Annotated in this window: 27 protein-coding genes and 1 pseudogene; 14 read left to right on the forward strand and 14 right to left on the reverse strand. The window is 64.6% G+C overall.

Going from position 1 to position 25,171, the window contains the following annotated elements:
* Positions 1-3 precede the first annotated feature (3 nt).
* Genes OMP43_RS13345 through OMP43_RS13360 form a run of 4 tightly spaced genes read left to right on the forward strand, consistent with a single transcriptional unit; the run spans position 4 to position 4,539 of the window.
* Positions 4-690 (forward strand): hypothetical protein, encoded by a 687-nt coding sequence (locus OMP43_RS13345; protein WP_004212882.1) that lies wholly within the window; start codon positions 4-6, stop codon positions 688-690.
* On the forward strand, positions 687-1,295 hold the full coding sequence (locus OMP43_RS13350) for a cation transporter (protein ID WP_004212885.1): 609 nt from the start codon (positions 687-689) through the stop codon (positions 1,293-1,295). The genes OMP43_RS13345 and OMP43_RS13350 overlap by 4 nt, the downstream gene beginning before the upstream one ends.
* Positions 1,292-3,793 (forward strand): heavy metal translocating P-type ATPase, encoded by a 2,502-nt coding sequence (locus tag OMP43_RS13355; RefSeq protein WP_004212886.1) that lies wholly within the window; start codon positions 1,292-1,294, stop codon positions 3,791-3,793. The genes OMP43_RS13350 and OMP43_RS13355 overlap by 4 nt, the downstream gene beginning before the upstream one ends.
* Positions 3,790-4,539 carry an HAD-IIB family hydrolase gene (locus OMP43_RS13360; RefSeq protein ID WP_004212890.1) on the forward strand — a complete coding sequence of 250 codons (750 nt, stop codon included), beginning with the start codon at positions 3,790-3,792 and terminating at the stop codon, positions 4,537-4,539. Before OMP43_RS13355 ends, OMP43_RS13360 begins: the two co-directional genes overlap by 4 nt.
* Before the next feature lie 196 nt (positions 4,540-4,735).
* Here the strand turns inward: OMP43_RS13360 and OMP43_RS13365 are convergent.
* The 9 genes and pseudogenes from OMP43_RS13365 to OMP43_RS13405 form a co-directional block, all read right to left on the reverse strand.
* Positions 4,736-7,288 (reverse strand): annotated as a pseudogene (locus OMP43_RS13365) (Tn3 family transposase); the annotation flags it as partial.
* A 77-nt stretch (positions 7,289-7,365) separates the two neighbouring features.
* A complete protein-coding gene (locus tag OMP43_RS13370) occupies positions 7,366-7,848 on the reverse strand; it encodes a cytochrome c (protein ID WP_021224435.1) in 483 nt (160 codons plus the stop codon).
* A gap of 12 nt (positions 7,849-7,860) precedes the next feature.
* A complete protein-coding gene (locus OMP43_RS13375; protein WP_021224436.1) occupies positions 7,861-9,096 on the reverse strand; it encodes a molybdopterin-dependent oxidoreductase in 1,236 nt (411 codons plus the stop codon).
* An 89-nt stretch (positions 9,097-9,185) separates the two neighbouring features.
* Positions 9,186-10,337 (reverse strand): TDT family transporter, encoded by a 1,152-nt coding sequence (locus tag OMP43_RS13380; RefSeq protein WP_037513249.1) that lies wholly within the window; start codon positions 10,335-10,337, stop codon positions 9,186-9,188.
* Complete coding sequence (locus OMP43_RS13385) at positions 10,334-11,206, reverse strand: LysR family transcriptional regulator (RefSeq protein ID WP_021224438.1); 873 nt, start codon at positions 11,204-11,206, stop codon at positions 10,334-10,336. The genes OMP43_RS13380 and OMP43_RS13385 overlap by 4 nt, the downstream gene beginning before the upstream one ends.
* Positions 11,207-11,543: 337 nt before the next feature.
* Positions 11,544-12,314 (reverse strand): anti-sigma factor, encoded by a 771-nt coding sequence (locus OMP43_RS13390; RefSeq protein WP_021224441.1) that lies wholly within the window; start codon positions 12,312-12,314, stop codon positions 11,544-11,546.
* Entirely contained in the window at positions 12,311-12,820 is a 510-nt protein-coding gene (locus tag OMP43_RS13395; protein WP_021224442.1) for an RNA polymerase sigma factor, read from the reverse strand. Before OMP43_RS13395 ends, OMP43_RS13390 begins: the two co-directional genes overlap by 4 nt.
* Before the next feature lies 1 nt (position 12,821).
* Complete coding sequence (locus tag OMP43_RS13400) at positions 12,822-14,261, reverse strand: YncE family protein (RefSeq protein ID WP_021224443.1); 1,440 nt, start codon at positions 14,259-14,261, stop codon at positions 12,822-12,824.
* Position 14,262: 1 nt separating this feature from the next.
* Complete coding sequence (locus OMP43_RS13405) at positions 14,263-14,628, reverse strand: DUF305 domain-containing protein (protein WP_021224444.1); 366 nt, start codon at positions 14,626-14,628, stop codon at positions 14,263-14,265.
* 232 nt (positions 14,629-14,860) lie between these two features.
* Between OMP43_RS13405 and OMP43_RS13410 the strand changes: the two genes are divergently transcribed.
* Complete coding sequence (locus tag OMP43_RS13410; RefSeq protein ID WP_004212894.1) at positions 14,861-15,427, forward strand: recombinase family protein; 567 nt, start codon at positions 14,861-14,863, stop codon at positions 15,425-15,427.
* A gap of 6 nt (positions 15,428-15,433) precedes the next feature.
* Here the strand turns inward: OMP43_RS13410 and OMP43_RS13415 are convergent, their stop codons facing one another.
* On the reverse strand, positions 15,434-16,858 hold the full coding sequence (locus OMP43_RS13415) for a transposase (RefSeq protein WP_216313314.1): 1,425 nt from the start codon (positions 16,856-16,858) through the stop codon (positions 15,434-15,436).
* Between the two features lie 94 nt (positions 16,859-16,952).
* A complete protein-coding gene (locus OMP43_RS13420; RefSeq protein ID WP_021224446.1) occupies positions 16,953-17,369 on the reverse strand; it encodes a helix-turn-helix domain-containing protein in 417 nt (138 codons plus the stop codon).
* A 63-nt stretch (positions 17,370-17,432) separates the two neighbouring features.
* Between OMP43_RS13420 and OMP43_RS13425 the strand changes: the two genes are divergently transcribed.
* Together OMP43_RS13425 and OMP43_RS13430 are read left to right on the forward strand one after the other, a co-directional pair.
* Positions 17,433-17,849 (forward strand): mercuric transporter MerT family protein, encoded by a 417-nt coding sequence (locus tag OMP43_RS13425; protein ID WP_004213257.1) that lies wholly within the window; start codon positions 17,433-17,435, stop codon positions 17,847-17,849.
* Positions 17,849-18,070 (forward strand): GDCCVxC domain-containing (seleno)protein, encoded by a 222-nt coding sequence (locus OMP43_RS13430; RefSeq protein WP_004213258.1) that lies wholly within the window; start codon positions 17,849-17,851, stop codon positions 18,068-18,070. Before OMP43_RS13425 ends, OMP43_RS13430 begins: the two co-directional genes overlap by 1 nt.
* A gap of 16 nt (positions 18,071-18,086) precedes the next feature.
* On the opposite strand, the gene OMP43_RS13435 is transcribed toward OMP43_RS13430, so the two are convergent.
* Complete coding sequence (locus OMP43_RS13435; RefSeq protein WP_004213260.1) at positions 18,087-18,671, reverse strand: DsrE family protein; 585 nt, start codon at positions 18,669-18,671, stop codon at positions 18,087-18,089.
* A gap of 27 nt (positions 18,672-18,698) precedes the next feature.
* Complete coding sequence (locus OMP43_RS13440) at positions 18,699-20,171, reverse strand: multicopper oxidase domain-containing protein (RefSeq protein ID WP_216313316.1); 1,473 nt, start codon at positions 20,169-20,171, stop codon at positions 18,699-18,701.
* A 203-nt stretch (positions 20,172-20,374) separates the two neighbouring features.
* On the opposite strand from OMP43_RS13440, the gene OMP43_RS13445 reads away from it, so the two are divergent.
* The 7 genes from OMP43_RS13445 to lgt are packed head-to-tail and all read left to right on the forward strand — an operon-like array spanning position 20,375 to position 24,481.
* Positions 20,375-20,716 (forward strand): metalloregulator ArsR/SmtB family transcription factor, encoded by a 342-nt coding sequence (locus tag OMP43_RS13445; RefSeq protein WP_004213264.1) that lies wholly within the window; start codon positions 20,375-20,377, stop codon positions 20,714-20,716.
* Between the two features lie 2 nt (positions 20,717-20,718).
* Entirely contained in the window at positions 20,719-21,144 is a 426-nt protein-coding gene (locus OMP43_RS13450) for a YeeE/YedE family protein (RefSeq protein WP_004213265.1), read from the forward strand.
* Positions 21,145-21,147: 3 nt separating this feature from the next.
* Positions 21,148-21,591: a DUF6691 family protein gene (locus OMP43_RS13455; RefSeq protein WP_004213266.1), complete on the forward strand. Its 444-nt coding sequence runs from the start codon at positions 21,148-21,150 to the stop codon at positions 21,589-21,591.
* Positions 21,588-22,367 (forward strand): sulfite exporter TauE/SafE family protein, encoded by a 780-nt coding sequence (locus tag OMP43_RS13460; RefSeq protein WP_004213267.1) that lies wholly within the window; start codon positions 21,588-21,590, stop codon positions 22,365-22,367. The genes OMP43_RS13455 and OMP43_RS13460 overlap by 4 nt, the downstream gene beginning before the upstream one ends.
* 19 nt (positions 22,368-22,386) lie before the next feature.
* Positions 22,387-23,136, forward strand: coding sequence for an MBL fold metallo-hydrolase (locus OMP43_RS13465; RefSeq protein WP_007016078.1), 750 nt, complete (start codon positions 22,387-22,389; stop codon positions 23,134-23,136).
* Between the two features lie 36 nt (positions 23,137-23,172).
* Positions 23,173-23,559 carry a rhodanese-like domain-containing protein gene (locus OMP43_RS13470; RefSeq protein WP_004213269.1) on the forward strand — a complete coding sequence of 129 codons (387 nt, stop codon included), beginning with the start codon at positions 23,173-23,175 and terminating at the stop codon, positions 23,557-23,559.
* A 46-nt stretch (positions 23,560-23,605) separates the two neighbouring features.
* Positions 23,606-24,481, forward strand: coding sequence for a prolipoprotein diacylglyceryl transferase (gene lgt / locus OMP43_RS13475; RefSeq protein ID WP_007016079.1), 876 nt, complete (start codon positions 23,606-23,608; stop codon positions 24,479-24,481).
* Positions 24,482-24,484: 3 nt separating this feature from the next.
* On the opposite strand, the gene OMP43_RS13480 is transcribed toward lgt, so the two are convergent.
* Complete coding sequence (locus OMP43_RS13480) at positions 24,485-25,099, reverse strand: DUF6118 family protein (protein WP_228222247.1); 615 nt, start codon at positions 25,097-25,099, stop codon at positions 24,485-24,487.
* Positions 25,100-25,171: the final 72 nt, after the last annotated feature.

Genomic DNA, 25,171 nt, shown 5'->3' on the forward strand with positions numbered 1-25,171 from the left:
GAAATGCAGGCACTGCTCTATACGCTTGCGCCTGTGCTGGCGGTCGTGCTCGGCGCGATTGTCGCGAGCCGCACCAAGTTGAAACCTGGCCTCGTGGCGGGCCTACAGCATCTCGCTGCCGGCGTCGTGTTCGCGGCGGCAGCGACCGAAATCCTGCCGCAGGTCAAGCATGAGGCATCGCCCAGCGCGACGTTGATCGGCGGGGCGGCGGGCGTCGCGACCATGCTGGGGCTCAAGGCTCTTGAGGCCCGCTTCAAGGGGCCGATGGCGCTACTCGCCGCGATCGGCATCGACATTCTGGTCGACGGCCTGGTGCTCGGCCTCGCTTTCGTGGCGGGCGAGAAGGCAGGTCTCCTGCTGACGATCGCGCTCACTCTGGAAGTGTTATTTCTGGGACTGACGCTGACCGACGAGCTGGCGGAAACCTATCGCTCGCGCTTGCGCATCATCGTGATCGTCTCGGCATTGGCCCTGCTGCTGCCGATCGGCGCGCTCGCTGCCGTGCCGGTCGCCGCGCTGTCGCCGGTGATGATCGCCGGCTTCCTCAGCTTCGGGCTGATGGCGCTGCTCTACCTCGTCACGGAGGAGTTGCTGGTCGAGGCGCACGAGAAACCCGACACCCCGCTCATCAGCTCGATGTTTTTCGTCGGCTTCCTGGCCCTGCTGACACTTGAGGAGATGATGGGATGATCCCGGGCAACGACAACAATGGCGGGCAGGAGCGCCGCACACTGTGGATCGTCCTGCTGCTGAACGCGGCGATCGCTGCGGGCTTCTTCGTTTCCGGCTTCTTCGCGGACTCGAGCGCGCTGATCGCCAACGGCGTCGACAACCTGTCCGATACGGCTGTGTATGCGCTGAGCCTTGTGGCGCTCACCCGGGGCCAGACATGGAAGACACGCGCCGCGGTCGCTTCGGGCGTCATGCTGCTGATCTTCGCGGGCGGCATCTTGATCGATGTCGGACGGCGCTACGTGCAGGGCAGCGAGCCCATCGGACCTACCATGATGGTCATGTCCGCGATCGCCGGCGTCGTGAATTACCTCTGCCTGCGGCTGCTCCAGCGCCTCAAGGATCCGGACGTCAATCTCCGGGCCGCAACCACCTTCAGCTTCAACGACTTCATTTCCAACGGCGGCATCCTGATCGCCGGCGTGCTGGTGCTGTGGTTGGGTACCAATTGGCCGGACCTGCTGGTCGGCTTCGCCACCGCCATCATCGCCATCAAGGGCGGTGTCGAAATCCTGCGCGACGCGCGCGCCGAAACCAAGAAAAGCGAAAGGAGGTCGTCATGAACGACAAGCTCGAACTCGACATTCCAGTGTTGTTGCCGGACCTTCCTGACGCGGCCGATGCCTGCCTGGACCGTCTCGTATCAACCCTGTCAAAGCGCGAAGGTGTCGAGCGGGCGCATGTGATCTGTCTCGACGGCAACACGCCAGCGGCGCTGTGCATCCATTTCGATGCCGCCAAGCTGCCGCTGCCACGGTTGCGCGAAATGGTGCGCGCCGCAGGTGCCGAAATCACCGAGCGCTACGGCCATGCGATCTGGCAGGTGACGGGGATCAACCACGAACGTCGGGCGCGCACGGTCAGCGATGCGCTGTGCGCCTTGCCCGGCGTGGTCCAGGCAAGCGCCAGCACCAGCGGGTCTGTCCGGGTCGAATATGATCGCCGCGAAACCACCGAAGAGGAGGTGCGCGCTGCGCTTCGCAAGCTGAAGGTGAGGGTGGGCAAGCGGGTCGCTGCCGATGAACATGCCGGCCACGACCACGGCCCCGGGGGCCACGGCGCGGGCGAAGAGAAGCACGGCCCCGGCGATGGCCACGACCATAGCCACGCCGAATTTCTCGGCCCCAATACCGAGCTGATCTTCGCGCTCGCCTGTGGCGCGCTGCTGGGGATCGGCTACGCGATCGAGAGGCTGGTCGCTGGCGCGCCCGAATGGCTGCCGACCGCCTGCTATATCGCAGCCTATTTCTTCGGCGGATTCTTCACGCTGCGCGAGGCGATCGACAACCTCCGGATGAAGAAGTTCGAGATCGACACGCTGATGTTGGTCGCTGCGGCCGGCGCCGCTGCGCTGGGCGCATGGGCCGAAGGTGCGCTGCTGCTGTTCCTGTTCAGCCTCGGCCATGCGCTTGAGCATTATGCAATGGGCCGCGCCAAGAAGGCGATCGAGGCGCTGGCGAAGCTCGCGCCCGAAACCGCGACCGTGCGACGCGGCGGGCAGACCAGCGAAATCCCGGTCGAGCAGATGGTCGTCGGGGACATTGCCATCGTCCGCCCGAACGAGCGCCTGCCTGCCGACGGCTTCGTCATCAAGGGCACCAGCGCGATCAACCAGGCCCCGGTCACGGGTGAAAGCATCCCGGTCGACAAGGTGCCGGTCGCAGATGCCGCAGCGGCACGCGCCAAGCCCGATGCAGTCGACGCGGAAAGCCGGGTTTTTGCTGGTACGATCAACGGCGGCGGCGCGATCGAGATCGAGGTGACACGCCGTTCCAATGAAAGCGCGCTTGCCAAGGTCGTGAAGATGGTGAGCGAAGCGGAGACGCAGAAGTCGCCGACGCAGCGCTTCACCGACCGGTTCGAACGGATCTTCGTGCCCGCCGTCCTGGTCCTGTCAGTGCTCCTGCTGTTCGCATGGGTGGTCGTCGACGAGCCGTTCCGCGACAGCTTCTATCGCGCGATGGCGGTGCTGGTGGCGGCAAGCCCGTGCGCGCTCGCGATCGCAACGCCGAGCGCGGTCCTGTCGGGCGTTGCCCGTGCAGCGCGGGGCGGCGTGCTCGTGAAGGGCGGTGCACCGCTCGAAAACCTCGGGTCGCTCAAAGCGATCGCTTTCGACAAGACGGGCACGCTGACCGAAGGTCGTCCGCGCATCACTGATGTCGTGCCCGTCGATGGCGCCGATGAAGGCGAGTTGCTGGCGCTGGCTGTCGCCGTCGAAGCGTTGAGCGACCATCCCCTGGCCCAAGCGATCGTCAAGGACGGCCGCGAACGTCTGAACGATCGTGCCGTGCCGACTGCCGGCGACCTCAAGAGCCTGACCGGTCGGGGCGTCACCGCGAGCGTGGATGGCGAGACGGTGTGGATCGGCAAGGCCGAGATGTTCGGAAGTGAGGGCATTCCGGCGCTGGGGCAGGGCGCGCAGGACGCAATCGCGAAGCTGCGCGAGAACGGCCGCACGACAATGGTGGTCCGCAAGGGGGACCGCGACCTGGGCGCGATCGGCCTGATGGACACGCCTCGCGAAGCTGCCAAGACCGCGTTGCGTCGGCTGCACGAGATGGGCGTGTCGCGGATGATAATGATCTCCGGCGATCACCAGAAAGTCGCCGAAGCGATCGCCGACGAAGTCGGGATCGACGAAGCGTGGGGCGACCTCATGCCCGAAGACAAGGTTGCCGCGATCAAGAAGCTCGCCGGCGAAGACAAGGTCGCGATGGTGGGCGACGGCGTGAACGATGCGCCGGCGATGGCAAGCGCCACGGTCGGCATCGCGATGGGCGCGGCGGGGTCGGACGTTGCGCTGGAGACAGCCGACGTGGCGCTGATGGCCGACGATCTGGCGCACCTGCCATTCGCAGTCGGTCTTAGCCGCCATACCCGTGGAATCATCCGGCAGAACGTCTTCGTCAGCCTGGGTGTCGTCGCCTTCCTGGTGCCTGCTACCATCCTCGGCCTCGGCATTGGGCCAGCGGTGGCGGTTCATGAGGGATCGACGCTGCTCGTCGTCATCAATGCGCTCAGGCTGCTCGCCTACCGCGATCCGGCAGGGAAGGCGGCATGAAGTGGCTGATCGCCTTCGACCTCGACGGCACGCTTGCCGAGAGCAAGCGGCCGTTATCGGAGGATATGGCCGCAATCCTCGCCCGATTGCTCGCCATCACGGATGTGGCGGTGATCTCGGGCGGGGACTGGCCGCAGTTCGAAAAGCAGATCGCCTCGCGCCTTCCTGCCGGCGTCGCGCTCGACCGTCTCTGGTTGATGCCGACCACAGGCACGAAACTCTATCGGTTCATCAATGGCGCTTGGCGCGCGGTCTATGCCGAACTGTTCGACGACGCGGAGAAGGCGAAGATCCGCACGGCCTTCGATCAGGCGCTGACCGATGCCGGTCTCGCCGACGAACGTATCTGGGGCGAACGGATCGAGGACCGGGGCAGCCAGATCACCTTTTCGGGCCTGGGGCAGGCAGCGCCGCTGAAGGAAAAGGAAGCGTGGGATCCTGACCGAAAGAAGAGGACCGCGTTGCAGGCCACGTTGCGCGCGAAGCTGCCGGAGCTCTCGATCAATCTCGGTGGCACGACATCGATCGACGTGACCAGAGCAGGGATCGACAAGGGCTATGGCCTGAAGCGCCTGAGTGCCGAGAGCGGTGTCCCGCTCGACGGGATGCTGTTCATTGGGGATGCGATATTCCCCGGTGGGAATGACTATCCCGCTGCTGAAATCGGCCTCGACACAGTGAGGGTGCGCGACGTCGCGGAAACCACCGCCGTCGTGACCGCCATCATCGCGTGTCTGCACCGATAGGATCAAGATACATGGTCGGCTCCATCGCGGAATGCCGCATTGTCAAAGCTCTGGCTTCTGTCGCTTAGGGCAGCGCTTCCTAAAACGAAAAGAAGGCAATGTGCGCGTCTCCGCGAACAAAGCCTCCAGCGATCAATCTAAGAGATTCCGCCGCGCTTCTCAATCGTAGGGGGCGTTTGCGGGAGGGGGCGGAATCCTACGCTAAGGATTTGGGCCAGCGATATTCCCCGGTTAGATTGATGTGTTCCCATCCCAACGGCGAGACGTGGGCGAGTAGATCAGGCGCGATATGGGTACCGCTGGCGGCCCGGGTATTGACGACCTCGCCGAGCTTCATGGTGTTCCAGAATATGATGATGGCGGCGAGCAGGTTCATTCCGGCGATGCGATAGTGCTGGCCTTCGCCGGATCGATCCCGGATTTCACCTCGGCGGTGGAAGCTGATGGCGCGCTTTAGGGCGTGGTGGGCCTCACCCTTGTTGAGGCCGATCTGAGCCTGGCGCTGGAGGCCGGCATCAAGAATCCAGTCGATCATGAACAGGGTTCGCTCGATGCGGCCCACCTCTCGCAATGCGAGGGCCAGCTCATTCTGGCGCGGGTAAGAGGCGAGCTTGCGAAGAATCTGGCTGGGGGCGACGATCCCCGCTGCGATCGTCGCCATGATGCGCAGGATGTCGGGCCAGTTGCGCTCGATGAGCGGTTCATTGATCTTACCTCCGACCAGCGCTCGCACATTGGCCGGCGTCGCGTTGGGCGTGAAGGCATAGAGTCTTTTCTGAGGGAGATCGCGGATACGGGGGGCGAACCTGTAGCCGAGCAAGGCGCAGGCGGCGAACACATGATCGGTGAAGCCGCCCGTGTCGGCAAAATGCTGGCGAACGCGGCGGCCCGCGTCATTCATGAGCAGCCCGTCCAGGATATAGGGAGTCTCGCTGACCGTTGCCGGGATCACCTGGGTTGCGAACGGCGCATATTGATCGGACACATGGCTGTATCCCTTGAGGCCCGGGACGTTGCCATATTTCGCGTTGATCAGATTCATCGCCTCGCCCTGCTCGGTAGCAAGGAAGAACTGCCCGTCGCTGGATGCCGATTGCCCTTGTCCCCAGAAGGCGGCCATGGGCAGGGCGGCGTGGGCCTCCACGATCATGGCGAGCGCCCGATCATAGGCGCTGCCTTCGACATGCCAGCGCGCGATCCGCAGCAATTCCCAGAAGCTGTGCGTGTTGGTCGCCGCCGCCATCTTGCGCAAACCGAGATTGACGCCTTCCGCCAGCAACACGTTCATCAGGCCGATCCGGTCGCTGCAGGGCGCGCCGGTGCGCAGATGCGTGAACGCCTCGGAAAATCCGGTTCGCTCATCGACTTCCAGCAACAGATCGGTGATCCTCGCGGGCGGGAGCTGTTGATAGAGATCGAGCACGAGATCCTCGGCCCCTTCGGGCGTGTCGGCCCTCAGCTTGTCGATGTGCAGCTTGCCGTTCTCGATGATGCCGCCTGGGATCGTGCCGGTTCGCGCCGCGCGGCCAAACTCCTTCAGCCGTGTATCCAGTCGAGCCCTGCGCTCGGCCAGCCATTCGCCGGGCCGCAGCGGCACGGCGAGCCGCGCGGTCTGCTCTATCGCCTGTGGCGGGACCAGAAGCTGCTTGAGGTCGCCATAGCGGCGCGATCCCGCCAACCATATGTCACCGGACCGGAAGGCGTCGCGGATGTGGAACAGCACCGCGATTTCCCAAAGCCGGTGGTCGCCGCTGGGCTCAGCGCGAAGATGACGATGCCATTTCGAGTTGGGACGTAGAAAATCCACCGGCGGATCGACCTTGATCCCGTTACGCAGCATCGCAACGGCCGCCAGAAGAGGCGTGGCGATCGGCGCCGCCTGCATGTCGAGCAGGCGCAGCATCCTGGGCGCGTAGAGGCGGAAACGGTGATAGCCGTCCAGCACACGGCTGAGCGGGTCGGCCGCGAGCACGTTGGTCAGCGCGGAGGCCGTGGCGACAAGGGTTCTGAACCGTTCCCAGCCAGGCCCGGTGGCGATTATCCCGTCCAGGGCCGTGCCATCGTCCTGCGCTCCAAGCAAAGCACCACCGATTTCGGCAAAGGACTTCAGCGTGTCCCGAACGGCCGCCTTTTCGTCGGCGATCCTGGTGTTGCAAAGGCGTTCGGAGGCCCGATAGAGACGGCCTACGATGCGATCGTGGGTCTCCACGATGACATCGGCCAGCGATGACCGCCATTCCAGGGTGCAGACAGCGAGGATCGCAAGCCGCCTGTCTTCGGGCAGATCACGCATGCCGTCGGCGTAATAGCGCTCGCCCTGCCGGCGAAGCCGGGTCACACGATGCGCCGGCACGCCGTCCAGCAAATCCGCCGGAAGATCGAACCTTTGAAGATATTCCAGTCGATCCATCAGCCGGTTAGCGGCTGCTGAATTTGCGCCAACCTCGAACTGTCGCAGCCATACGAAGCGCGTGACGCGACCATCCACCGTATCCTCCAACAGGTGAGCCAAATTCTCGCTCAGGGTTGGCGTGATGCGATGGGCGATAAGATCCTCGATCCGGCGCTCGGCCTCAACCAGCGCATCGGCGCAAAGGCGCTCGATCGTCGAGGAGCCGGGAAGGATCGTGCGGGTGCGGCGACACTCCGCAACGAAGCGACGGGCAAGATCCTCATTCGATGTCGCCGCCTCGGCTTCCCGAGCGATCCATTCGCGCAAATCCCGTGCGCCCCGCCCCGAAAAGGAGCGTGGCTGTTGAAAAAGTCCTACTGAAGGCTGCCGATCGTCTGTCGAAATCGCCTTTTTAGATTATGCGAGAGGTTTGCTTATCCGGTTCCACCTGAGACATCAGGAGCCACCTTGGGGTCGGGATCCTGTGCCTTGCCGGTTGCGGGTGCCGCTTTCTGGCTCGGCATAGCGGTGAGATAAGCAACGATCGCGTCAACGTCCTTCTCGGCCACCGGCGCCTTGTACACCTCACGCATCTTGGTGACGGTCGCCTTCCACTGGTCCGCCGATAGCGCAGGCTGAGTTAGCGCCATGCTGGCCGAGTGGCACGAAGTGCAGTTGGCGTTGATGACGTCGGCGTGCGGACCATCGGGGTAGGTAGCGTCATCGACCGGCAGGTCGACGCTGGTCGAGGCGAGCGAAAAGCCGCGGGCTGAGACGCTGGTGGGCGGTGCCGGCTCGGATGTCTCGGAGATCGGGGCAGGCGCCTTGCGGCTGCTCGGCGCCCCGATCGAGACGAGGATAATGCCGGTCAGGCCGATCAGGCCAGCGGCCATGATGCCGGGAGACGGGGTCTTCATGCTACTCGCTCCTCAGGCCGCGATGATGGTGGTGGTCTCGATATTGCCGCGCATGAACCCGCCCGGGTTCCAGATCGGCTTCATCGGCTGGGCGACACCGTTGGTGTTCCAGCAGCGCACCATGATCGGGTTGGCACCGCGTCGCAGCGGCACGCGACCATCCCACCGACGGAAGCTGTACCTGCCCTCGTCCGCTCCGAGCGTCGTCCTGTACCAGGTGCGGCCTCCGTCCGACGATACATCGACCTTGGCGACGCCGCAGTCGCCGCCCATCGCGATGCCGCCGACCGGGATCGATGCCTCATAGGCTATCGTCTGGCCATCGGGCAGGCTGGTCATCCAGCTGCGCGGGATCATGCGGTTGATGGGGACAGTCGGGAAGTCTCTGGCGCCGGGCGCGACATTCGCGCCCGGCGTCGCGGGGATCTTGTAGGCCTTGGCCATCCAATACTGGTCGTCGGGGCCGGGCAGTACCTCGATCGAGTTCAGCATCTTGACCCAATAGGTCGAGTACCAGCCCGGCACGATCAGCCGGCAGGGAAAGCCATTGAGGAGCGGCAGCTGCTCGCCGTTCATGCCGAAGGCGATCATCACTTCGCCGTCGCGGGCATGGTCGATGTCGAGCGCCTTCTCAAAGTCAGGGGCGCCCGCCACGACCGGTTGATCGAGCGCACCGAAGCGCACCTGCACCGCGCCTGTCTTGACCCCGGCGAGGTCGAGCACGTCGCGCAGGCGCACACCGAGCCATTTGGCATTGCCCATCGCGCCGTTGCCCCATTGCGCGCCGGCAACACGTGGCTGGAACAGCCCACGGCTGTTTCCCGAGCATTGGTTGACCGCCGCCATCTCGACCCGCGGCAGGCGCAGCAGCTGGGCGAGGCTGATCGACAGCGGTCGGTTGACGTGGCCGAAGACGTTGAGGCGGAAAGTCTCGACATCGATCGAGGTCGGGATGTCGGCCCAGTGCCAGCGGACGAAGAACTGGTCGTTGGGCGTGAACACCGACTTGTCGAACACGTCCATCGGCGTTTCCAGCAAGGGCGGATGGACACGCTGGAGGATCATGCTGCCCTTGCCGGGAAAGGCGCTGGTCATCGGCCGTTCGGCATTGCCGCCAGGCAGCTTCAGGTCGACGAGCTGCTGCGCCAGTGCCGGCGCGGCGGCAAGGCCGGCGGTACCGAGCGCGGCATGCCTGAGAAAGCGGCGACGGCTGGTCTCACTCGCCAGTTCGGCGTCGAAATTGTCCATGACAAGGCTCTCCTGTGGCCAGCCACGCTGGCGGATCGAAGGGGCGTTTCGCAAGTGATCGGACCGACTGATCCGATCATCATGGCGGATCAGTTCGGGGTGGCGATGCAGGGTGAGACGAACAGGTTGCCGCGCCATGCGCCGGCCAGCGTCTTGGCGCCGACGAGCAGCCACATCGCCGCAAGCGCGACTGTCAGCACCGTGCCGACGAAACCGAAGAAACCGAGGTTCAGCGTCGTGCCTAGGCGTAAGGTGGCGACGGTGTAGACGCCGAGCGGAAAGGTATAGCCCCACCAGCCCAGGTTGAACGGGACGCCGGCGCGCCAGTAGCGGATGGTGATGAGCGTCGCGAGCGCCAGCCACCACAGGCCGAAGCCCCACAGGCAGAGTCCGGCCACAACGCCGATCCCTTGCGCGACGGCACCGACACCGGCCAGCCCGTGCGCCGCGAGGATAGCCGGCGCGTCCGCCCCGAGCACCAGCATGCCCAGAGCACCCGTGCCGATCGGTCCCAGCGCCAGCCAGGAGGACGCCGCCATGCTCTCCTGCGGCAGTTTGTGGAGCGCCATGCGCAGGATGAGGATGGCGAGGATGCCGAACGCGACCGGCACCGAATAGGCCCACAGCACATAGGAGGTCGCAAGCGTGACGAGCTGCGCGTGAGGATCGGCCAGATGCGGCGCGAGCAGCCCGCCGCTGGCGCCCGCCACTTCGGCAGCGACGACCGGCAGCAACCATACCGCGGTCATGCCGTCCAGGCTGTGCTCGTGACGGGTGAACATCATGTACGGGATCAGCACGCCACAGGCGAGCGACATGGCGGCGTCGATCCACCACAGGACGTGTGCGACCGGTACGATGCCATTCCCGAACCGTGCGATGCCGAAGGCGAGGCAGCCGTTGATGATCGTCGCGAGGCCCATCGGGATGGTGCCGATGAACATCGACACGGTGTTATGCCCGAAGATGCGCCGCGCCTCGTGCCCGAACATCACCCAGCGCGCGCCATAAAGGCCGGCGAACAGCGCGAAGAGTGCGATATTGAAGAACCACAACACCTCGCCGACGGGTTTAAGCGAAGGCCCGATGCCGGGCACCTGCGGCAGCGCGAGCGCGAGGATACCGGTGCCCATCGTCGCGGCGAACCAGTTGGGCGTGAACTGACGAATCATCTCGCGGGGATGATCGAGCCGGCTGAGCGGCTTGAGGCCGCTGAGAACGGAGTGCGTGTCGGCAGTCATGCGACCTGCTCCTTGATGAGGTCCGTCAGCGCGTCGGCCGCGCGGGTGCGATAGCGTTCCTTGTGGCGCAGCGCGTGAAAGGCGCGGTCGGGCAGCCCGAGCGGCAGCTCGACAAGGTCACCGGCCTTGAGCGCGCGCGCGACGACCAATCGCGACAAGACGGCAACGCCGGCACCCGCCTCGACGGCGGTGCGCACCGCCTCGTTGGACGGCAGCGTCATCGCTATCGTCAGCTGGGCCGGATCAAACCCGCGCGTTCGCAGCACGTCCTCGAAGGTCGAGCGCGTACCCGATCCCAGCTCACGGACGATCCAGCGTTCAGTGCGCAGCCAGTCCTCGTCGACGCGCCCGGTGTCCTCGCGGCCGACCAGCACCATCGGATCACGCCCGACATGCCAGTGGGCGAGCGCCGGTTCGTCCACCTCGCCCTCGACGAAACCGAGCTCCGCCGCGCCGCTCAGGACCTGCGCTGCCGCACCTTCGGTGTTGTCGATCGCCAGTTCGACCGCGATCTGCGGGTGGCGTTCGTGGAAGGCGGCGAGCTTTGCCGGCAACCAGTAGCTCGCGATCGTCTGGCTGGCGACGATCCGCAATGAACCACGGGCAAGCCCGGCATAGTCCGCCAGCATCGTCTCGGCATGCGCTGCCCGCCCCAGCACCGCGCGCGCTTCCTCCAGAAAGCCGCGGCCTGCTTCGGTCAGCTGGATGCCACGCCCGACGCGGTGAAACAGAGGAACCCCGTAGCGCGCTTCGAGGGCAGCAATCGCGCCGGAGGCAGCGGACTGCGTGACGTTCAGCACCTCCGCTGCCTTGGTGACGTGTTCGCGCTCCGCGACACCGACGAAGATTCTGAGCTGCTCCAGGGTCATGCAGCATATATCGCGTACTTAGATCGATACGACCAACCGTTTGATATGGTCATTCCAATCTGGATATCGGAATGATCGGCAGCCTTTCGTCTGCGATGGTCTCGAAGACTTGGAGCGTTAGGCGGGCCTGCGACGTTTGATCGTCCATGACCGCTCATCACTGGCGGGGTGATCCTTGCGATGCTCGTCCTGTTCGTCGGCGCGCCGCTGGAACGCCACATCCGCGAGCGAGCCCGCCTGACGCCGGCCGAGGCCGCCAGGAAGGATGCCGAGCGCAAGCCCTGATCGCGCTGGCCCGCCCGGTGCCTGTCGGCGCTGAGGAGCAGCAAGGGCGCTATCAGGACACCAGCGCCGCATCGGCCTGCCGCCGGACTTCATCGGCAATCGGATGCAGCTCGGCCGCAGGCCGCTCGCCCACCACACTATAGCCGATCCCGTCGACTGCCCATGTGACCCGGCCCATGGTCCCGCTGGACGTGCTGGTCATGCTCGCAGTCTTGTCGATCTGCATAGGCCTCGTCAGCACCGCGAGTTTCGACGCTTGCGGTCCGTCGTAGAGGAGCAGTGCCGCAGGGCCGTGAGGCGTCGCGACCAGTCGCCCCCCACCATAGCGATAGCCGGCTGTGCTGAGGTCCGGGATGGTGACGCGCTCACCCAAACGGGCGGAGGTCCATCGGATCAGCATGGCGCGCTGATCCGGACCGATCTCCGCCGGTCGTATCCGGTCGGCGGCATAGACACGGAAATTGTCACTCGCCTCGTTGGCCAGCGCCGCGATGCCTGCGCGGGGTTCACCGCTCCACTTCGCGCTCGACCAACCACCGCCAAACCCGACCGCCAGCAGAAGTGACGCGGCGATGGCGAATTGCCATCGCGGCTGACGTTGCCGCCCCCTGATGGCTGCGACGCGCATCGTCGCCGGGATCGGTTCATCCGCGATCGGGGCAAACAGGGATGCAAGGGCTCGCGCCTGCTCCGCCTGTTCCCGCAAACGGGCATGCAGGTCCGGCTGGCCTTCAAGATAGGCGTCGACCAGGCGCTGCCGCTCGGGCGACAGCCTGCCATCGATCCATGCGGCCAGATCGTCCTCGCCGATCGGGCTGGTCATTGCACGCTCCTCAATCGCGGCCGTTCACCCTCCCGGAGGAGGGTCGCCAGTCGGTCGCGCGCCCGGGATATGCGCGACATCACCGTGCCCAGCGGCACGCCGACAACGGCAGCGACCTCCGCATAGGGCAGGCCCTCGACCGATACGAGGAGCAGCACCGTTCGCTGCTCCTCGGGCAACGCATCAAGGGCGCGCAGCAGGTCGCGGTGGTGTAGGCCTGTTTCCTGATCGGCCGGACGGCCGAGCGTGGCGTCGTCCACGAGGTGGAGCGGAACCGCTGTGCCTCGCCGGCTATGCTGCCGCTGATGGTCGACCAACAGATTGTGCAGGATCGTATAGACCCATGGGCGCACCTCCGCCCCGCGTCGTTGTCGCCAGCGCCCGACCGCGCGCTCGAGACAATCCTGCACCACGTCATCTGCCATTGCCCGATCGCGCAACCACGACCGGGCATAGCGGCGCAGACCGGGGATCAGGGGCTCGATCGCGGCGGCAAGCGGGTCCATGTCAGTCGCGCTGTACCTGCACGATGCGTCCCGGCGCGCCGTTCACCACCTCAGCGACCGCCAGAAAACGGCGGGGCGTCGCGGTGCTGCCTTGAACGATCTGCCGGATCGGACCCGACGCGTTGACGATCGCCGCACCCGCCGGGTTGCTCATGAAGTTGGCAAGCGGCTCTACAGCGCCGCTACCATCCGCGTTGGCGGTCAGCACGAGCATGTAGGGCTTCTTGGGCTGCAAACCGGTAACGGCACTCTGCACGACCTGAATGATGCCTTGGTCGAAGAGGGTGATGCTGCTTGCCGCACCCTTGCCGCCGATCGGCCCCATAGTCAGATGCAACGCCTTGCCGGCCGTGCCGAGCGGCTGGAGATTGTCGGTGCCGGGGCCTGTCGGAACAGCGTTCGGCACATAGGCGATCGCCTGCGGTGCCTGTCCGACCGGCACGGTAGCGACGACCGTGTTGCCAGCGGTGTCGATCGCGGCCAGCTCATCGGCATTCTCCAGCCCGACATAGATGCGCCGACCGTCGCCGGACGGCCAGACACCGTGCGGCATCTTGCCGACTGGAATGGTTGCCACCAGCGTGAAGTCGGACGTGCGGAACACCTTCACCGCATTCTCCCCGCCGACCGTCACATAGGCGAACTGCCCCTTGGCCGTGCGGGCGAAGTTGACGTGATTGGTGATCGGCCCGGTATCCAGCACCTTGAGGATTGTGAAGGGTGGCCTGGCATCGAATGCGACCGTCTTGCCGATGTCCTTTAGCGTAAACCACGCCTGCTTGCCGTCCGGCGTCGCGGCGATGTTGGGGCAGAATGGGCTCGGCTGCGCCACCTGTCCGACCTGTGCGTGGGTTGCGACATCGAACACGGCCAGCACCGGATTGAACGAGGAACAGACATAGCCGTATCGCCCATCGGGCGAGAAGATCGTCATACCCGGACCACCGGGCGTCTTGATGCGGCCGGTTTCCTTGTACGTCGCGGGATCGAGCACGGCGATATAGTCCTCGCCGCGAACGGTGACCCAGACCTCCTTTCCGTCCGGCGTGAAGAACGCCTCGTGCGGACTGCGCCCGACATAGGTCGTGTGTTTGACCGTGTTGGTGGCGGTGTCGATCCACGACACGGCATTCGATCCGATCGACACGACCGCCAAGGTCTTCCCGTCCGGCGAGAAGCCCAGGCCGTGGACCAGCACTTGTCCCTTGTAGAGCGGGGAGAAGTTCATCGGCTGCGGATCGCCGAGCTTGATGACGCCGAGCAGCCGGTTGTCGGCCGGGTCCGTCACCGACACCGTGTTGGAGAATTGTTCGGACGCATAGACGCGGTCGCGGTGGCTGACGGGCATGTCCTTGGCGTTCCACGGCGCCTGCTGCGCCATGGCGAGGCCCGGTGCGGCGCTCATCAGCAAGGCGGCCGAGCGCAGGATGGTCCGGATCATGTCAGTGCTCCATAGGGCTGTGGTGGTCGCCGCCCTGCGTCGGGGCCGGCGTCGAAGGCGGTAGCGGCTGACCGATCGCCAACTTCATAGCGGCAATCTCCTGCTGCTGATCGATGATGATCTCCTGCGCGATGCGCTTGAGCTGCTCGTTATGGCCGTAGCGCAGCTCCGCCACTGCCATATCGATCGCACCCTGATGATGCGGGAGCATCATCGTGACGAAGTCGCGGTCGACGTTGCCGGACGGCTTGACCATCATGCCCGCCATCATCCGGTCCATCGCGGCAGCCACCATGCTGGCGTAACCACCGGCAGGGGCGGCCGCGACTGCGCCTGTGAGCAGGGCCGAAGCAGTCAGACCGAGCATCCAATATCGTCTACGCATAAGCCTCCGGCGCATCAGTCCTGAAAGCATAGACGACGCTCGTCCGGGTTTATTCCATGGGTGAGCCGGTTATCAGCCTTCCCGATTGGGAACCTCCAACGGGACGACCGTGACCGACACAAAAATCCGCTGTATGCCCGCCGGGGCTTTCCCAAAATATGTTCCCGAAATATGAGTCCCGAAATTCGCTGTTTGAGATGGGATAACGGGACTCATGCTGGTTGGTTATGCGCGTGTCTCGACCTCCGACCAGGACCTGACGCTACAAACCGATGCGCTGACCAAGGCTGGCTGTGAAAAGCTGTTCACCGACAAGGTGAGCGGCGCGAAGCTGAACCGTCCCGGTCTGACCGAAGCTCTCAATTTCGTGCGGGCCGGTGACACGCTGGTGATATGGAAGCTCGATCGCCTTGGCCGATCGATCGGGGGCCTGATCGAACTGGCGGCGGACTTGTCCGCTCGGAAGATTGATTTCCGGTCCCTGACGGACGGGTTCGACACGGCAACCCCATCGGGCCGTCTGCTGTTCCATATCCTCGCTTCTGTCGCGGAGATGGAGCGCGAACTGATAAAGGAACGGACGATTGCCGGTTTGGCAGCGGCACGGGCCAAGGGCGGCACGGGCGGAGGCCGCAAGTCGGTCATGACGCCTGACATGCTCGATACCGCCCGCAAGCTGCTCAAGGCTGGCGACAAACCGGCGAAGGTCGCGAAGCTGCTCCAGGTCGGCCGTTCTACCTTCTATCGCCACTTCCCTGCGGCCGAGCGCGAACCCGGCTAACCGGCGTCAGAAGATCGTCGCGTAGTAGGATTGCTCGAACCGGCCACGGCTGATCCGGGCCATGCGCTCGATGCGTTCCGGCACCGGGGGCGGGCGACGGTTCCGGGCCGGTCTTGCGTCGGTGCGGGCTAACAGCACGAGATTGGCAATGGCCGCGCCCAACAGAAACTCTTCTTCGGCACCGCGCAGTCCGCGAAGGTGCAGGCGGGTCAGCCCTCGCTTGCCTTTGGCATCGGCGAACACCCGCTCGACACCCCGGCGCAGCCGCATCGACCGCTTGAATAGCGGCGTCTGCATCTCGCCGCGCACCATCTCACGCACGTCCTCATATTCGCTGTGCGTGACCGACCTGTTGCTGCCTGCGGTGCATTTCCGTTTGAGGTGACAGGCGCGGCAATCGGCAGGACTGGCGCTGTATCGGAGAAAGCCCGCCCGACGATCGGCACCGCGAAAGGGCAGTATCTTCCCAGCGGGGCAGACATAGCGGTCCTGCTCCCGCTCATAGCGGAAGGCTTCGCGGGGGAATTTGCCCTTGGTCTGTTCGGATCGTTCCAGCACCGGGATATGCGGGATGGTGCCGCGATCGGTGACGAACGCCAGGAACGCAGCGCTGCCATAGGCGGTGTCGGCCGCGACACGCTTTGGCCGATAGCCGAACCGATTGTCGGCCCGTGCCAGCATGGTCCGCCCCGCATCGACTTCCGCGGCGAAGCGGGCGGGACTGGCCTCCACGTCGATCGCCACCCCTCCCGGCGTGTCAATCAGGACATTGAAGGCATAGCCGAACCGGCCCCGCGCCGTGCGCGCCGACCATGCCGACGCCGGATCGGTGCGTGACACCTCGGCCGGTTTGCCACGCGGTACGCCATGTTCCTGCGGTGGAGCATTGGCCTGATCCGCCAGCCATTCACAAACCGGGCGGGGAAGCCGGGGCGCGGCCATGTCGGCGTCCCGCATCTTGCGCTGCCAGCTTGCATCGGCCGCGACGAACGATGCATCGATTGCGGCATCCTTGTGGGCGATCAGCCCCGCATCGGCGCAGCGCCGCACCGTCTGCTCGAACAGGATGCGGAAGATGCTAGCATCGCGGAATCGGCCATGCCGGTTCTTGCTAAACGTCGAGTGGTGCGGCACCGGCGCGTTGAGCGGCAATCGGCAGAACCAGCGATAGGCGAGGTTGAAGCGGACTTCCTCACACAGACGGCGCTCCGACGTGATGCCATAGAGGCGAGCGATCAGCGCCATGCGGACCAGCAATTCAGGCGCGATCGAGGGACGCCCACGGCAACTGTAGTGCGGCGCGAGCGCATCGCGCAGTTCACCCAGGTCGATCAGCCCGTCTATCCTGTGCAGGATATGATCGGCGGGGATCATCGCTCCCAGCGCCCGCCAGCTTGCGCCCTTGCCGCCTCGCTGTTGCTCACCCATCATGGCCGCTGCTCCCGATGTGTCGAAGCAGGGAACCCGTTAGGAACGCGATCGGATCACCCGGCCTTTTTTCAACAGCCCCGACCGGTTTTGACACCTAAGTGGTTGTATATTGGTCAAGCAATTCGATCACGGCACAACTCGCCGCCCCGTCGCCCTCGCAACGGTCGATCGTCGTGGCAAGCAGGCTTTCGAGTTGCGCTAGGTCTGCCATTTTCGCGCGAACCCGCTCCAGGTGGTGGGCCGCGATCTCGCGGACCTCACTGCACGACGCCTGCGCGGGACCGCCAAGTGACAGGATCGCGCGCACCTCGGCCGGGGTGAAGCCGAGTTCACGCGCGCCACGGATGAATCCAAGGACGCGGACGTGGCCGGCCCCATATACTCGCCGGCCCCCGCTCGTGCGGGGTGGGGTCGCCACAATGCCGACGCGCTCGAAATAGCGGATCGTCTCGATGTTCACGCCGGTTCGGCGCGACAACTCGCCGATAGCTAGGCCTTTCTCATCCCTCATAATTCGCTTGCTCCTGTAGCCGCTACAGGAGGCATTAGGGGGTTATTCCGCCGGAGACGACTGATGAATAAAAGGATTTTGCCGCACGAAACCCTGGCCGCTTCCGCATCGCCACGCCGCGCCGACGCGGGGCTATCCGCCCTGGGTGCGCTGGCGAGCTTCGGCGCGGTCCTAGCCGCCGCATCCTGCTGCGTCTTGCCGCTCGCGCTGGCGGCGCTGGGCGTGGGGGCGGGCCTGTCGAGCACCTTCGCCGCGCTGATGCCTCTGCGCTGGGCCCTGACGGCGCTTTCCCTCGTCGGCCTGGCTGCCGGGTGGTGGGCGTATGTGCGGCGTCGGAGGACCTGCGCTGCGGATCGGTCCTGCACCGTGACCCTACCGTCCCGCGCAACTCCGATCATGCTCACGATCGGCACGACCCTGACGCTGACCGCGCTGATATGGGATCGCATTGAAGCGCCGCTTATAAAGGCGCTTTCCTGATGCAGCTCACCTCCACGCTGACCTGTCCCGAGTGCGGCGGTGTCGCGACCGAGACGATGCCCACCAACGCCTGCCAGTTCTTCTATGATTGCCGACATTGCGCGGCGGTGCTGCGGCCCCTGGCCGGCGACTGCTGCGTGTTCTGCTCGTTCGGCGATGTCCCATGCCCTCCGATTCAGGAGGCGAAGGCGAACGGGACCGTGGCGGGCTGCTGCGGGTGAGGGGGTATCGCTCCTTTCAATCCGGGATGAGCGCGTAACCCCGGATTTGTAGATTCGCCAAGGTTGTAAGCGCCGAATCATCGATCTCAACGCCCGAAGCCACTTGGTTCGGCATGATCTCATTTCCGACCATGGCCTGACTGCAAACGCGGATTGAAACACCGGCTTTCTGGAGAGCGGCAATCAGCGCAGCGTTCGGGTTGGCCGCTACCTTCATACGCGCCGCATATGGCGCGTTCTGCAGGACGAGCGGGGTCGCGGGACCATGAATGATGACGGCGATGTCACCAGCCGGATGGACCTTGTCCGCGCCTAGCAGGTTCACGAAGCGCGCGACCTTCTCAAGGCTGGGATTCACTTTGTCGGGAGAGCTTGCGGCCTTGGTGACATTGAACAAGACGCGGTAGCGAAGCTTGGGATCGGGCCGCTCGGCAGCACTGGGCACGGCCACGATCCCGCCAAATCCCGGTATTACGGGATAAACCAGATTATCCTGTGCAGCTAGCGAGGTGCCGCCGGTCAGCATCGTTGCCGCGAGCAGAAATGTGGCGAAAGCTCTTTTTGGCAACCTTGCTCTCCTGTTGGACGGTAGGCGCTGCATAAACTCTCCAGAAGTGGGAGCCTACGCCTACGCAACACTGAACTGGCCCATCATTCCATTATCCTCATGTTCAAGGATATGGCAGTGATACATGAAGGGAGCGCTCTTGGCCGGCTGATCAAATCGGATGAGAAGCTCCACCGGTTCCTTGACGAGGACCGTGTCGCGCGGCCCCTGGTCGAGAACATCGGGCTGCCCGCCACCGCGGGTGAGAACATCAAAGTGGACGCCGTGAATATGGATCGGGTGGCGCATCATTTCGCCAGACACCTCCCATATTTCGGTGGAGCCTAGCTTCACCGTCTCATCGATGCGATTCATGTCGAATGGCTTGCCATTGATCGTAAGGCCGCCACCGCCGCTTCCTGAGCCCATCATGCCGCCCATGCCCATGTTGAGGCTCAGAGGGCGACGGCGCACCGCCTTGCTGGCGTCGGGCCCAGTTCGTGATGCCAGAAGGGTCGGCACGACGCCGCTGGCACGAGCCTGTCCCAACGGCCGTGGTTCAAACCGCAGCACGGTCGCTGGTGCCGCGGCATCGGTCCTTCGGGCGCCACGCCCCATCATACCCATGCCGCCCATCATCGAGCTGTTGGTATCAGCCGCCGTCACCAGCGAGGCGGACCTACCGTCCGTGAAGTCCACGAGAAGCTCGGCACGTTGGCCCGGCGCCAAGGTTATGGCTTCCAATGCCACTGCGTGTTCGAGCAGCCCCCCTTCGGTTCCGATCCAGTGAAAGCTCCGCCGATCGGAAAACGACAGCTCATAAATCCGCGCGTTCGATGCGTTGACGAGCCGCAGGCGAACCAACCGATTTGGCACCGCCGCCAGCGGATTCACCGCGCCGTTCACAAGGATCGTGTCGCCGCGCCGGCCCTGCATGGCGACCATCATGCCGCCTGGCATGACAAGGCGACCATTTTCGAACTGGCGATCCTGGATGAGCAGGGGCAGATCGTCCACGCCATATTCTGACGGGAGCCCCAGGCCCTGCTCTTCGTCGTCGGTTACCAGCAACGCCCCAGCCAGGCCCGAATAGACTTGCTCGGCCGTCAACCCATGGACGTGTGAGTGATAAAGGAGGGTCGCTGCGGGCTGCCGGATCGGGAGCGTGGGCCGCCAGGTCGCGCCCGGCGCGATGATCTGATGGGGGCCGCCATCCAGCTCTCCGGGGATCAGAAGCCCGTGCCAATGCACAGTCGTGTCCGCGTTGAGCCCGTTGGTCACGACAGCCGCCACGTCGTCGCCACGGCGCACCCTGATCGTCGGTCCGAGATAGCTGCCATTATACCCGAGCGTGTCACTCGGCCGGCCTGGATAAAATGAAGTCGTTCCGGACTGGACCCGTAGCGCGAATGAGCGGCCAGGCCGTGCGTCCAACAGCGGCGGCATCGGAAGCGGGTTTGCACCTCCCCCGCCGAGGCCCGGCGTGGAGCGCGAGCAAGCGGTGGTTGCGAACAATGCCGCTCCGCCAGCCAACAGCGAACGTCGATCGAGCATCTAAATCTGTCCCAGCGTGCAGCGCAGCTCGGAAGCGATACGGACAGCCTGGTCGATCAGCATGGGGTTACCTCGCACTCCGGCGCTTCGAAGGAGCCTCGATGGCTTGGCGAAATAGTAGCTCACGGGGGGAACCTCCTAGCTGGCGCTTGATCGAACACCACTCCATCATATATGCTACATATAAGATGTTTGGAGCAACTGTGCCACCTTCCCTCGTTAAAATGTCTCCGGAGCTTCTGGAGGAAAAGGCCGGCGAAGCGGAAGCGTTCCTCCGTTCGCTTGCGAGCCGGCACCGTCTGATGATCCTGTGCAGCCTGCTCGGCGGGGAGTTGTCGGTAACCGATCTGGGCGAACGCCTCGGACTGACACAGTCGAATTTGTCCCGCCATCTGGCCACGCTGCGCGACGAAGGCCTGGTCGGAACACGGCGGGAGAAAACGACGATATTCTACCGCATCACGTCCGAGCGCGTGCTGCCGATCCTGACGGAACTCTACGCACTCTTTTGCGCCGGTGACGAAGCTGAGAGCAGAGAATCCTGACGATGGAGGGTTTCACCCCATTCTCGGCCATCGTGGGCGGCGCGCTAATCGGCCTCTCGGCTTCCTTCCTGTGGATCGCCAATGGGCGCATCGCTGGAATCAGCGGCATCGTCGGCGGGGTGCTTGCGCCTGTCCGCGGCGAGATGGCCTGGCGCGCAACATTCCTGGTCGGCCTGCTCGCCGCGCCCTTGCTCTACCGGGCGGCGGGCGGCCTGCTACCGGACCTCACGTCGCCGGCCCCAGTCGCCGTCGTGATCGCAGCCGGCCTTCTGGTGGGATTTGGGACTCGGCTCGGGAGTGGTTGCACCAGCGGGCATGGCGTCTGCGGAATAGCGAGGCTCTCGCCCCGCTCGCTCGCCGCGACAGGCGTCTTCCTCATCACAGCGGCCGCGACTGTGTACGTCGCCCGACACGTCATCGGACTCTGAGCAATGAGGAAGCTGCTCATCGCGCTCGCCTCGGGGCTCATTTTCGGCTTCGGCCTGATCGTCTCCGCCATGATAGCCCCCAGCAAGGTTCTGGCGTTTCTTGATGTCGCCGCGCCGTCGTGGGACCCGAGCCTTGCCTTGGTGCTGGCCTCGGCCGTCATGGTTTCAGCGTTGGGATTTGCACTCGGCCGAAGGCGCGATGCTCCGCTTTTCGCACCGGCGTTCAATGGGCCATCGTCCCGGTCCCTGGACAAGAAGCTTCTCTCGGGCGCGGCTTTGTTCGGCGTCGGATGGGGCCTCGTCGGCTACTGCCCTGGTCCGGCCCTGGTCGCCCTGAGCCTCGGAGCGCCGGCGGCGCTGGTGTTCGTCGTGGCGATGCTGGCGGGCATGGGCGTCTTCGCCCTTCAGGAACGTTATCGCGCAGCCAGGCCCGGGGCAAACCCATGACGCCGGTCGACATCCTCACGCTCATATCCGGTGTCGTCGTCGGCTTTACCCTCGGGGTGATCGGCGGCGGCGGCTCGATCCTTGCCCTGCCGTTGCTGCTGTATGTCGTGGGCATGAAGGACCCGCACGTCGCGATCGGCACGAGCGCGCTGGCGGTGGCCGCCAATGCCTTCGCCAACCTGATCCAGCACGCCCGGGCCGGAACCGTGAAGTGGCCCTGCGCCCTCGTCTTCGGGGCATCGGGCGTCATAGGCGCCCTGATCGGCTCCACCCTGGGCAAGATGGTGGCGGGTCAGCATCTCCTGGTGCTGTTCGCAGGCGTGATGATCGTGGTGGGGGTTTCCATGCTGCGCGGCAAATCCGGCGGCGGCGACCCGGGCGTGCGGATCACGCGCCCCATCGCTGTGCGGCTCGTGGCGATCGGCCTTCTCGCCGGCCTCCTGTCAGGGTTCTTCGGCATCGGCGGCGGCTTCCTGATTGTGCCCGGCATCATGCTCGGCAGCGGCATGCCCATCCTCAACGCGGTCGGATCGTCGCTGTTTTCGGTGGGAACGTTCGGATCGGCGACAGCCCTCAACTATGCCCTGTCAGGACTCGTGGATTGGCGCGTGGCCGGCTTCTTCATCGCTGGCGGGGTCGCTGGCGGCGTCGCCGGCATGCAAACCGCCATCCGGCTCGCCGATCATAAGGGCTTGCTCACCCGCATCTTCGCTTTCGTCCTGCTGGCCGTGGCCGCCTACATGCTGTTCCGCAGCCTGGGCGGGATCGGCGGCTAGACACCATTGGAGACCGATCATGATCTTTCGTCAGTTGTTCGAGCCGGAGTCCTCGACCTACACCTACCTCCTCGGTTGCCCGGAGACGCGCAAAGCCGTCCTGATCGATCCTGTCCTCGAAACGATCGAACGCGACCTTGCCGCGCTTCAGGAACTGGATCTCGAACTGGCTTATACGTTGGAGACGCATGTGCATGCGGACCACGTCACATCGGCCTGCTATCTGCGCAGCCTTACCGGCTCCAAGATCGCGTACCCCGCCATGGACGGCCTTCCCTGTGCTGACGTGGGGGTCGCCGAGGACCAGCCTTTGACTGTCGGCGCGCTCAAGCTTCAGCCGCTGTTTACGCCGGGGCACACCGACGCCCACCATACCTACCTGGTTGAGCAGCCCGATGGTCTTCGCGCCTTCACCGGCGACGCCCTGCTAATCGACGGCTGTGGCCGCACCGACTTCCAAAACGGTGACGCCGCCACCCTTTATCACTCCGTCACGCAGAAGATTTTCACGCTGCCGGGCGATGGTCTGATCTACCCGGCTCACGACTACAATCATCGCCACATCACGACAGTGGCGCAGGAGCGTGAACGGAACCCGCGCCTTGCGGGCAAGACCGTTCAGGAATTCGTCGCGATCATGGCCGCTCTCGATCTTCCCTACCCAAAGAAGATCGACGTTGCCGTTCCGGCAAACAAGCTTTGCGGTGATTGCCCGACAGATTTGCCGGAAATGCTGCGCCAGATAGGCGGCAAGTCCGAGCAGGGCTGAGCCATCCGATACAGGTTCATTTACAGGAGAAAGTCGATGCCAACACGCACCTCGAAACAACTGGTTTCCGAAGCGAATGCGATTGTCGAAACTATCGCGCCTGACGATGCAGCCAAACTTGTCGGCAATCCCAAGGTCCAGTTCGTTGACATCCGCGAGCCAGGGGAAGTCGCAAAATCGGGGCTGGTGGCTGGTGCGGTGCATGTCCCGCGTGGCCTTCTGGAATTCCAGGTCGATCCTGAAAGCCCCACCCACAATGCCAAACTCGCCAGTGGATCGCGGTTGGTGCTCTATTGTGGGTCCGGCGCCCGCTCGGCGCTGGCCGCAAAATCACTCAAGGAGATGGGCGTGGAGAATGTCGCCCACGTCCCCGGCGGGTTTGCGGCGCTCAAGGATGCCGGCGCTTCAATCGCACCGGAATAACCCATGGCGCGCTCGAGCGCCGCTTCTCGCAGGCAGGATACAATCCTTGGATAGCCATATCGCATTCGCCAGCCTCGGATTGAGCCCGATAGCCATCTCCATAGGCCCGCTCGACATCCGCTGGTACTCGCTGGCCTATATCGCCGGCATCATTGCCGGGTGGTGGTATCTGCTGCGGCTGCTGGCCCAACCAGCGGCCCCGATGAACCGCGCACAAGCCGACGATCTCGTGTTCTACGCGACGTTGGGCGTTATCCTCGGTGGCCGTCTCGGCTATGTGATCTTTTACGGTCCTGAGATGATCTTCGACCCCCTGCAAATCCTCAAGCTGTGGGACGGCGGCATGTCGTTCCACGGGGGTGCAGCTGGCGTCTCGCTCGCGCTGATCCTGTTCGCGCGACGACACGGCCTCGAATGGCTGCGGGTCCATGATTATGTCGCCTGCACCGTGCCGATCGGCCTGTTCTTCGGCCGCCTCGCTAATTTCGTGAATGGTGAGCTTTGGGGAAAGCCCACCGATGTGCCTTGGGCGATTGTGTTCCCCGGAAGTCGCGATGGCCTCGCGCGTCACCCGAGCCAGCTCTACGAAGCCGGGCTGGAAGGACTGGTCTTGTTTGCCGTGCTCGCGTGCCTTTTCTGGTTTACCAACGCCCGACGTCGCCCTGGCATGCTCGTCGGCGTGTTCCTTCTTGGCTATGGGCTCGCTCGCTTCATTGTCGAATTCTTCCGGGAGCCGGATGCCCAGCTTGTCGGCTTCACAGCCAGAACAGGGCTTCATATGGGTCAGTGGCTCACCGTGCCGATGATTGCCGCAGGTATCTATTTGATAGTCGCAGCTTGGCGCGCCGGCTCGCGCAACCAGCAGGGCAAATCAGTAAAAAGTGAGCCAGCAATCATGCCAAAATCGAGTTGCAGTGAATAGGAACTAGCGGTCGCTATCCTGCTGCTCCTCAAGGCTAGCACCAACTTTGATTGTGCATCGCACCGTCTCGCGCGTTCGGGCTGCGGCCTTGCTGCACCCTTCGATCGTTTCGCGATTGGCCAACACCATCCTGTCGGCCGCTATGATCGCGCGGAACGCGGTGGGCGAGGCGGCCTGCATCATCCGCTGCCCGCCTTCCCACATTGACAGGTCGAGCGCTCGCGCCGCCATCTTTTCCGGCCATTGCCAGCTCGCCGGCACGGCACGCGCGACGACGCCGGCGAACGCCGCCCAAAGCACCATGCCGAGCACCACTCCGCCGATCGCCGTCCACATCAACCAGCGGTTCTGCTCGTAGCCCCGCCGCGCCGATGCGGTGACGCCCTGAAGCGCCCGAGTTGCATCCTTCAGCTCTGCGGCTGCGGTCGCGATCGTCCGCCGGTCCTCGGCGCGGGCGTCACCGCCTGCCGCTACGATCCGGTCAACAACGTGACGCGGCGTTGCTCCGTCCCTGGCTGCCGTCACCAGCGCGTCGGCGCGCTGCAAGGTGGCGTCGATCTTCTGCACCATGCCCGCCAGCGTCTCGCTATAGGGGGCGTTTGCGGGAGGGGGCGGAATCCTACGCTAAGGATTTGGGCCAGCGATATTCCCCGGTTAGATTGATGTGTTCCCATCCCAACGGCGAGACGT

The organism is Sphingomonas sp. CBMAI 2297, from assembly GCF_029870595.1.
Classification (GTDB): domain Bacteria; phylum Pseudomonadota; class Alphaproteobacteria; order Sphingomonadales; family Sphingomonadaceae; genus Sphingomonas.

Excerpts from the sequence above, each read along its gene's own strand:
- OMP43_RS13345 (WP_004212882.1), top strand. The coding sequence starts at position 4 with ATGCAGGCACTGCTCTATACGCTTGCGCCTGTGCTGGCGGTCGTGCTC.
- OMP43_RS13350 (WP_004212885.1), top strand. The coding sequence starts at position 687 with ATGATCCCGGGCAACGACAACAATGGCGGGCAGGAGCGCCGCACACTG.
- OMP43_RS13355 (WP_004212886.1), top strand. The coding sequence starts at position 1,292 with ATGAACGACAAGCTCGAACTCGACATTCCAGTGTTGTTGCCGGACCTT.
- OMP43_RS13360 (WP_004212890.1), top strand. The coding sequence starts at position 3,790 with ATGAAGTGGCTGATCGCCTTCGACCTCGACGGCACGCTTGCCGAGAGC.
- OMP43_RS13370 (WP_021224435.1), bottom strand. The coding sequence starts at position 7,848 with ATGAAGACCCCGTCTCCCGGCATCATGGCCGCTGGCCTGATCGGCCTG.
- OMP43_RS13375 (WP_021224436.1), bottom strand. The coding sequence starts at position 9,096 with ATGGACAATTTCGACGCCGAACTGGCGAGTGAGACCAGCCGTCGCCGC.
- OMP43_RS13380 (WP_037513249.1), bottom strand. The coding sequence starts at position 10,337 with ATGACTGCCGACACGCACTCCGTTCTCAGCGGCCTCAAGCCGCTCAGC.
- OMP43_RS13385 (WP_021224438.1), bottom strand. The coding sequence starts at position 11,206 with ATGACCCTGGAGCAGCTCAGAATCTTCGTCGGTGTCGCGGAGCGCGAA.
- OMP43_RS13390 (WP_021224441.1), bottom strand. The coding sequence starts at position 12,314 with ATGACCAGCCCGATCGGCGAGGACGATCTGGCCGCATGGATCGATGGC.
- OMP43_RS13395 (WP_021224442.1), bottom strand. The coding sequence starts at position 12,820 with ATGGACCCGCTTGCCGCCGCGATCGAGCCCCTGATCCCCGGTCTGCGC.
- OMP43_RS13400 (WP_021224443.1), bottom strand. The coding sequence starts at position 14,261 with ATGATCCGGACCATCCTGCGCTCGGCCGCCTTGCTGATGAGCGCCGCA.
- OMP43_RS13405 (WP_021224444.1), bottom strand. The coding sequence starts at position 14,628 with ATGCTCGGTCTGACTGCTTCGGCCCTGCTCACAGGCGCAGTCGCGGCC.
- OMP43_RS13410 (WP_004212894.1), top strand. The coding sequence starts at position 14,861 with ATGCTGGTTGGTTATGCGCGTGTCTCGACCTCCGACCAGGACCTGACG.
- OMP43_RS13415 (WP_216313314.1), bottom strand. The coding sequence starts at position 16,858 with ATGATGGGTGAGCAACAGCGAGGCGGCAAGGGCGCAAGCTGGCGGGCG.
- OMP43_RS13420 (WP_021224446.1), bottom strand. The coding sequence starts at position 17,369 with ATGAGGGATGAGAAAGGCCTAGCTATCGGCGAGTTGTCGCGCCGAACC.
- OMP43_RS13425 (WP_004213257.1), top strand. The coding sequence starts at position 17,433 with ATGAATAAAAGGATTTTGCCGCACGAAACCCTGGCCGCTTCCGCATCG.
- OMP43_RS13430 (WP_004213258.1), top strand. The coding sequence starts at position 17,849 with ATGCAGCTCACCTCCACGCTGACCTGTCCCGAGTGCGGCGGTGTCGCG.
- OMP43_RS13435 (WP_004213260.1), bottom strand. The coding sequence starts at position 18,671 with ATGCAGCGCCTACCGTCCAACAGGAGAGCAAGGTTGCCAAAAAGAGCT.
- OMP43_RS13440 (WP_216313316.1), bottom strand. The coding sequence starts at position 20,171 with ATGCTCGATCGACGTTCGCTGTTGGCTGGCGGAGCGGCATTGTTCGCA.
- OMP43_RS13450 (WP_004213265.1), top strand. The coding sequence starts at position 20,719 with ATGGAGGGTTTCACCCCATTCTCGGCCATCGTGGGCGGCGCGCTAATC.
- OMP43_RS13455 (WP_004213266.1), top strand. The coding sequence starts at position 21,148 with ATGAGGAAGCTGCTCATCGCGCTCGCCTCGGGGCTCATTTTCGGCTTC.
- OMP43_RS13460 (WP_004213267.1), top strand. The coding sequence starts at position 21,588 with ATGACGCCGGTCGACATCCTCACGCTCATATCCGGTGTCGTCGTCGGC.
- OMP43_RS13465 (WP_007016078.1), top strand. The coding sequence starts at position 22,387 with ATGATCTTTCGTCAGTTGTTCGAGCCGGAGTCCTCGACCTACACCTAC.
- OMP43_RS13470 (WP_004213269.1), top strand. The coding sequence starts at position 23,173 with ATGCCAACACGCACCTCGAAACAACTGGTTTCCGAAGCGAATGCGATT.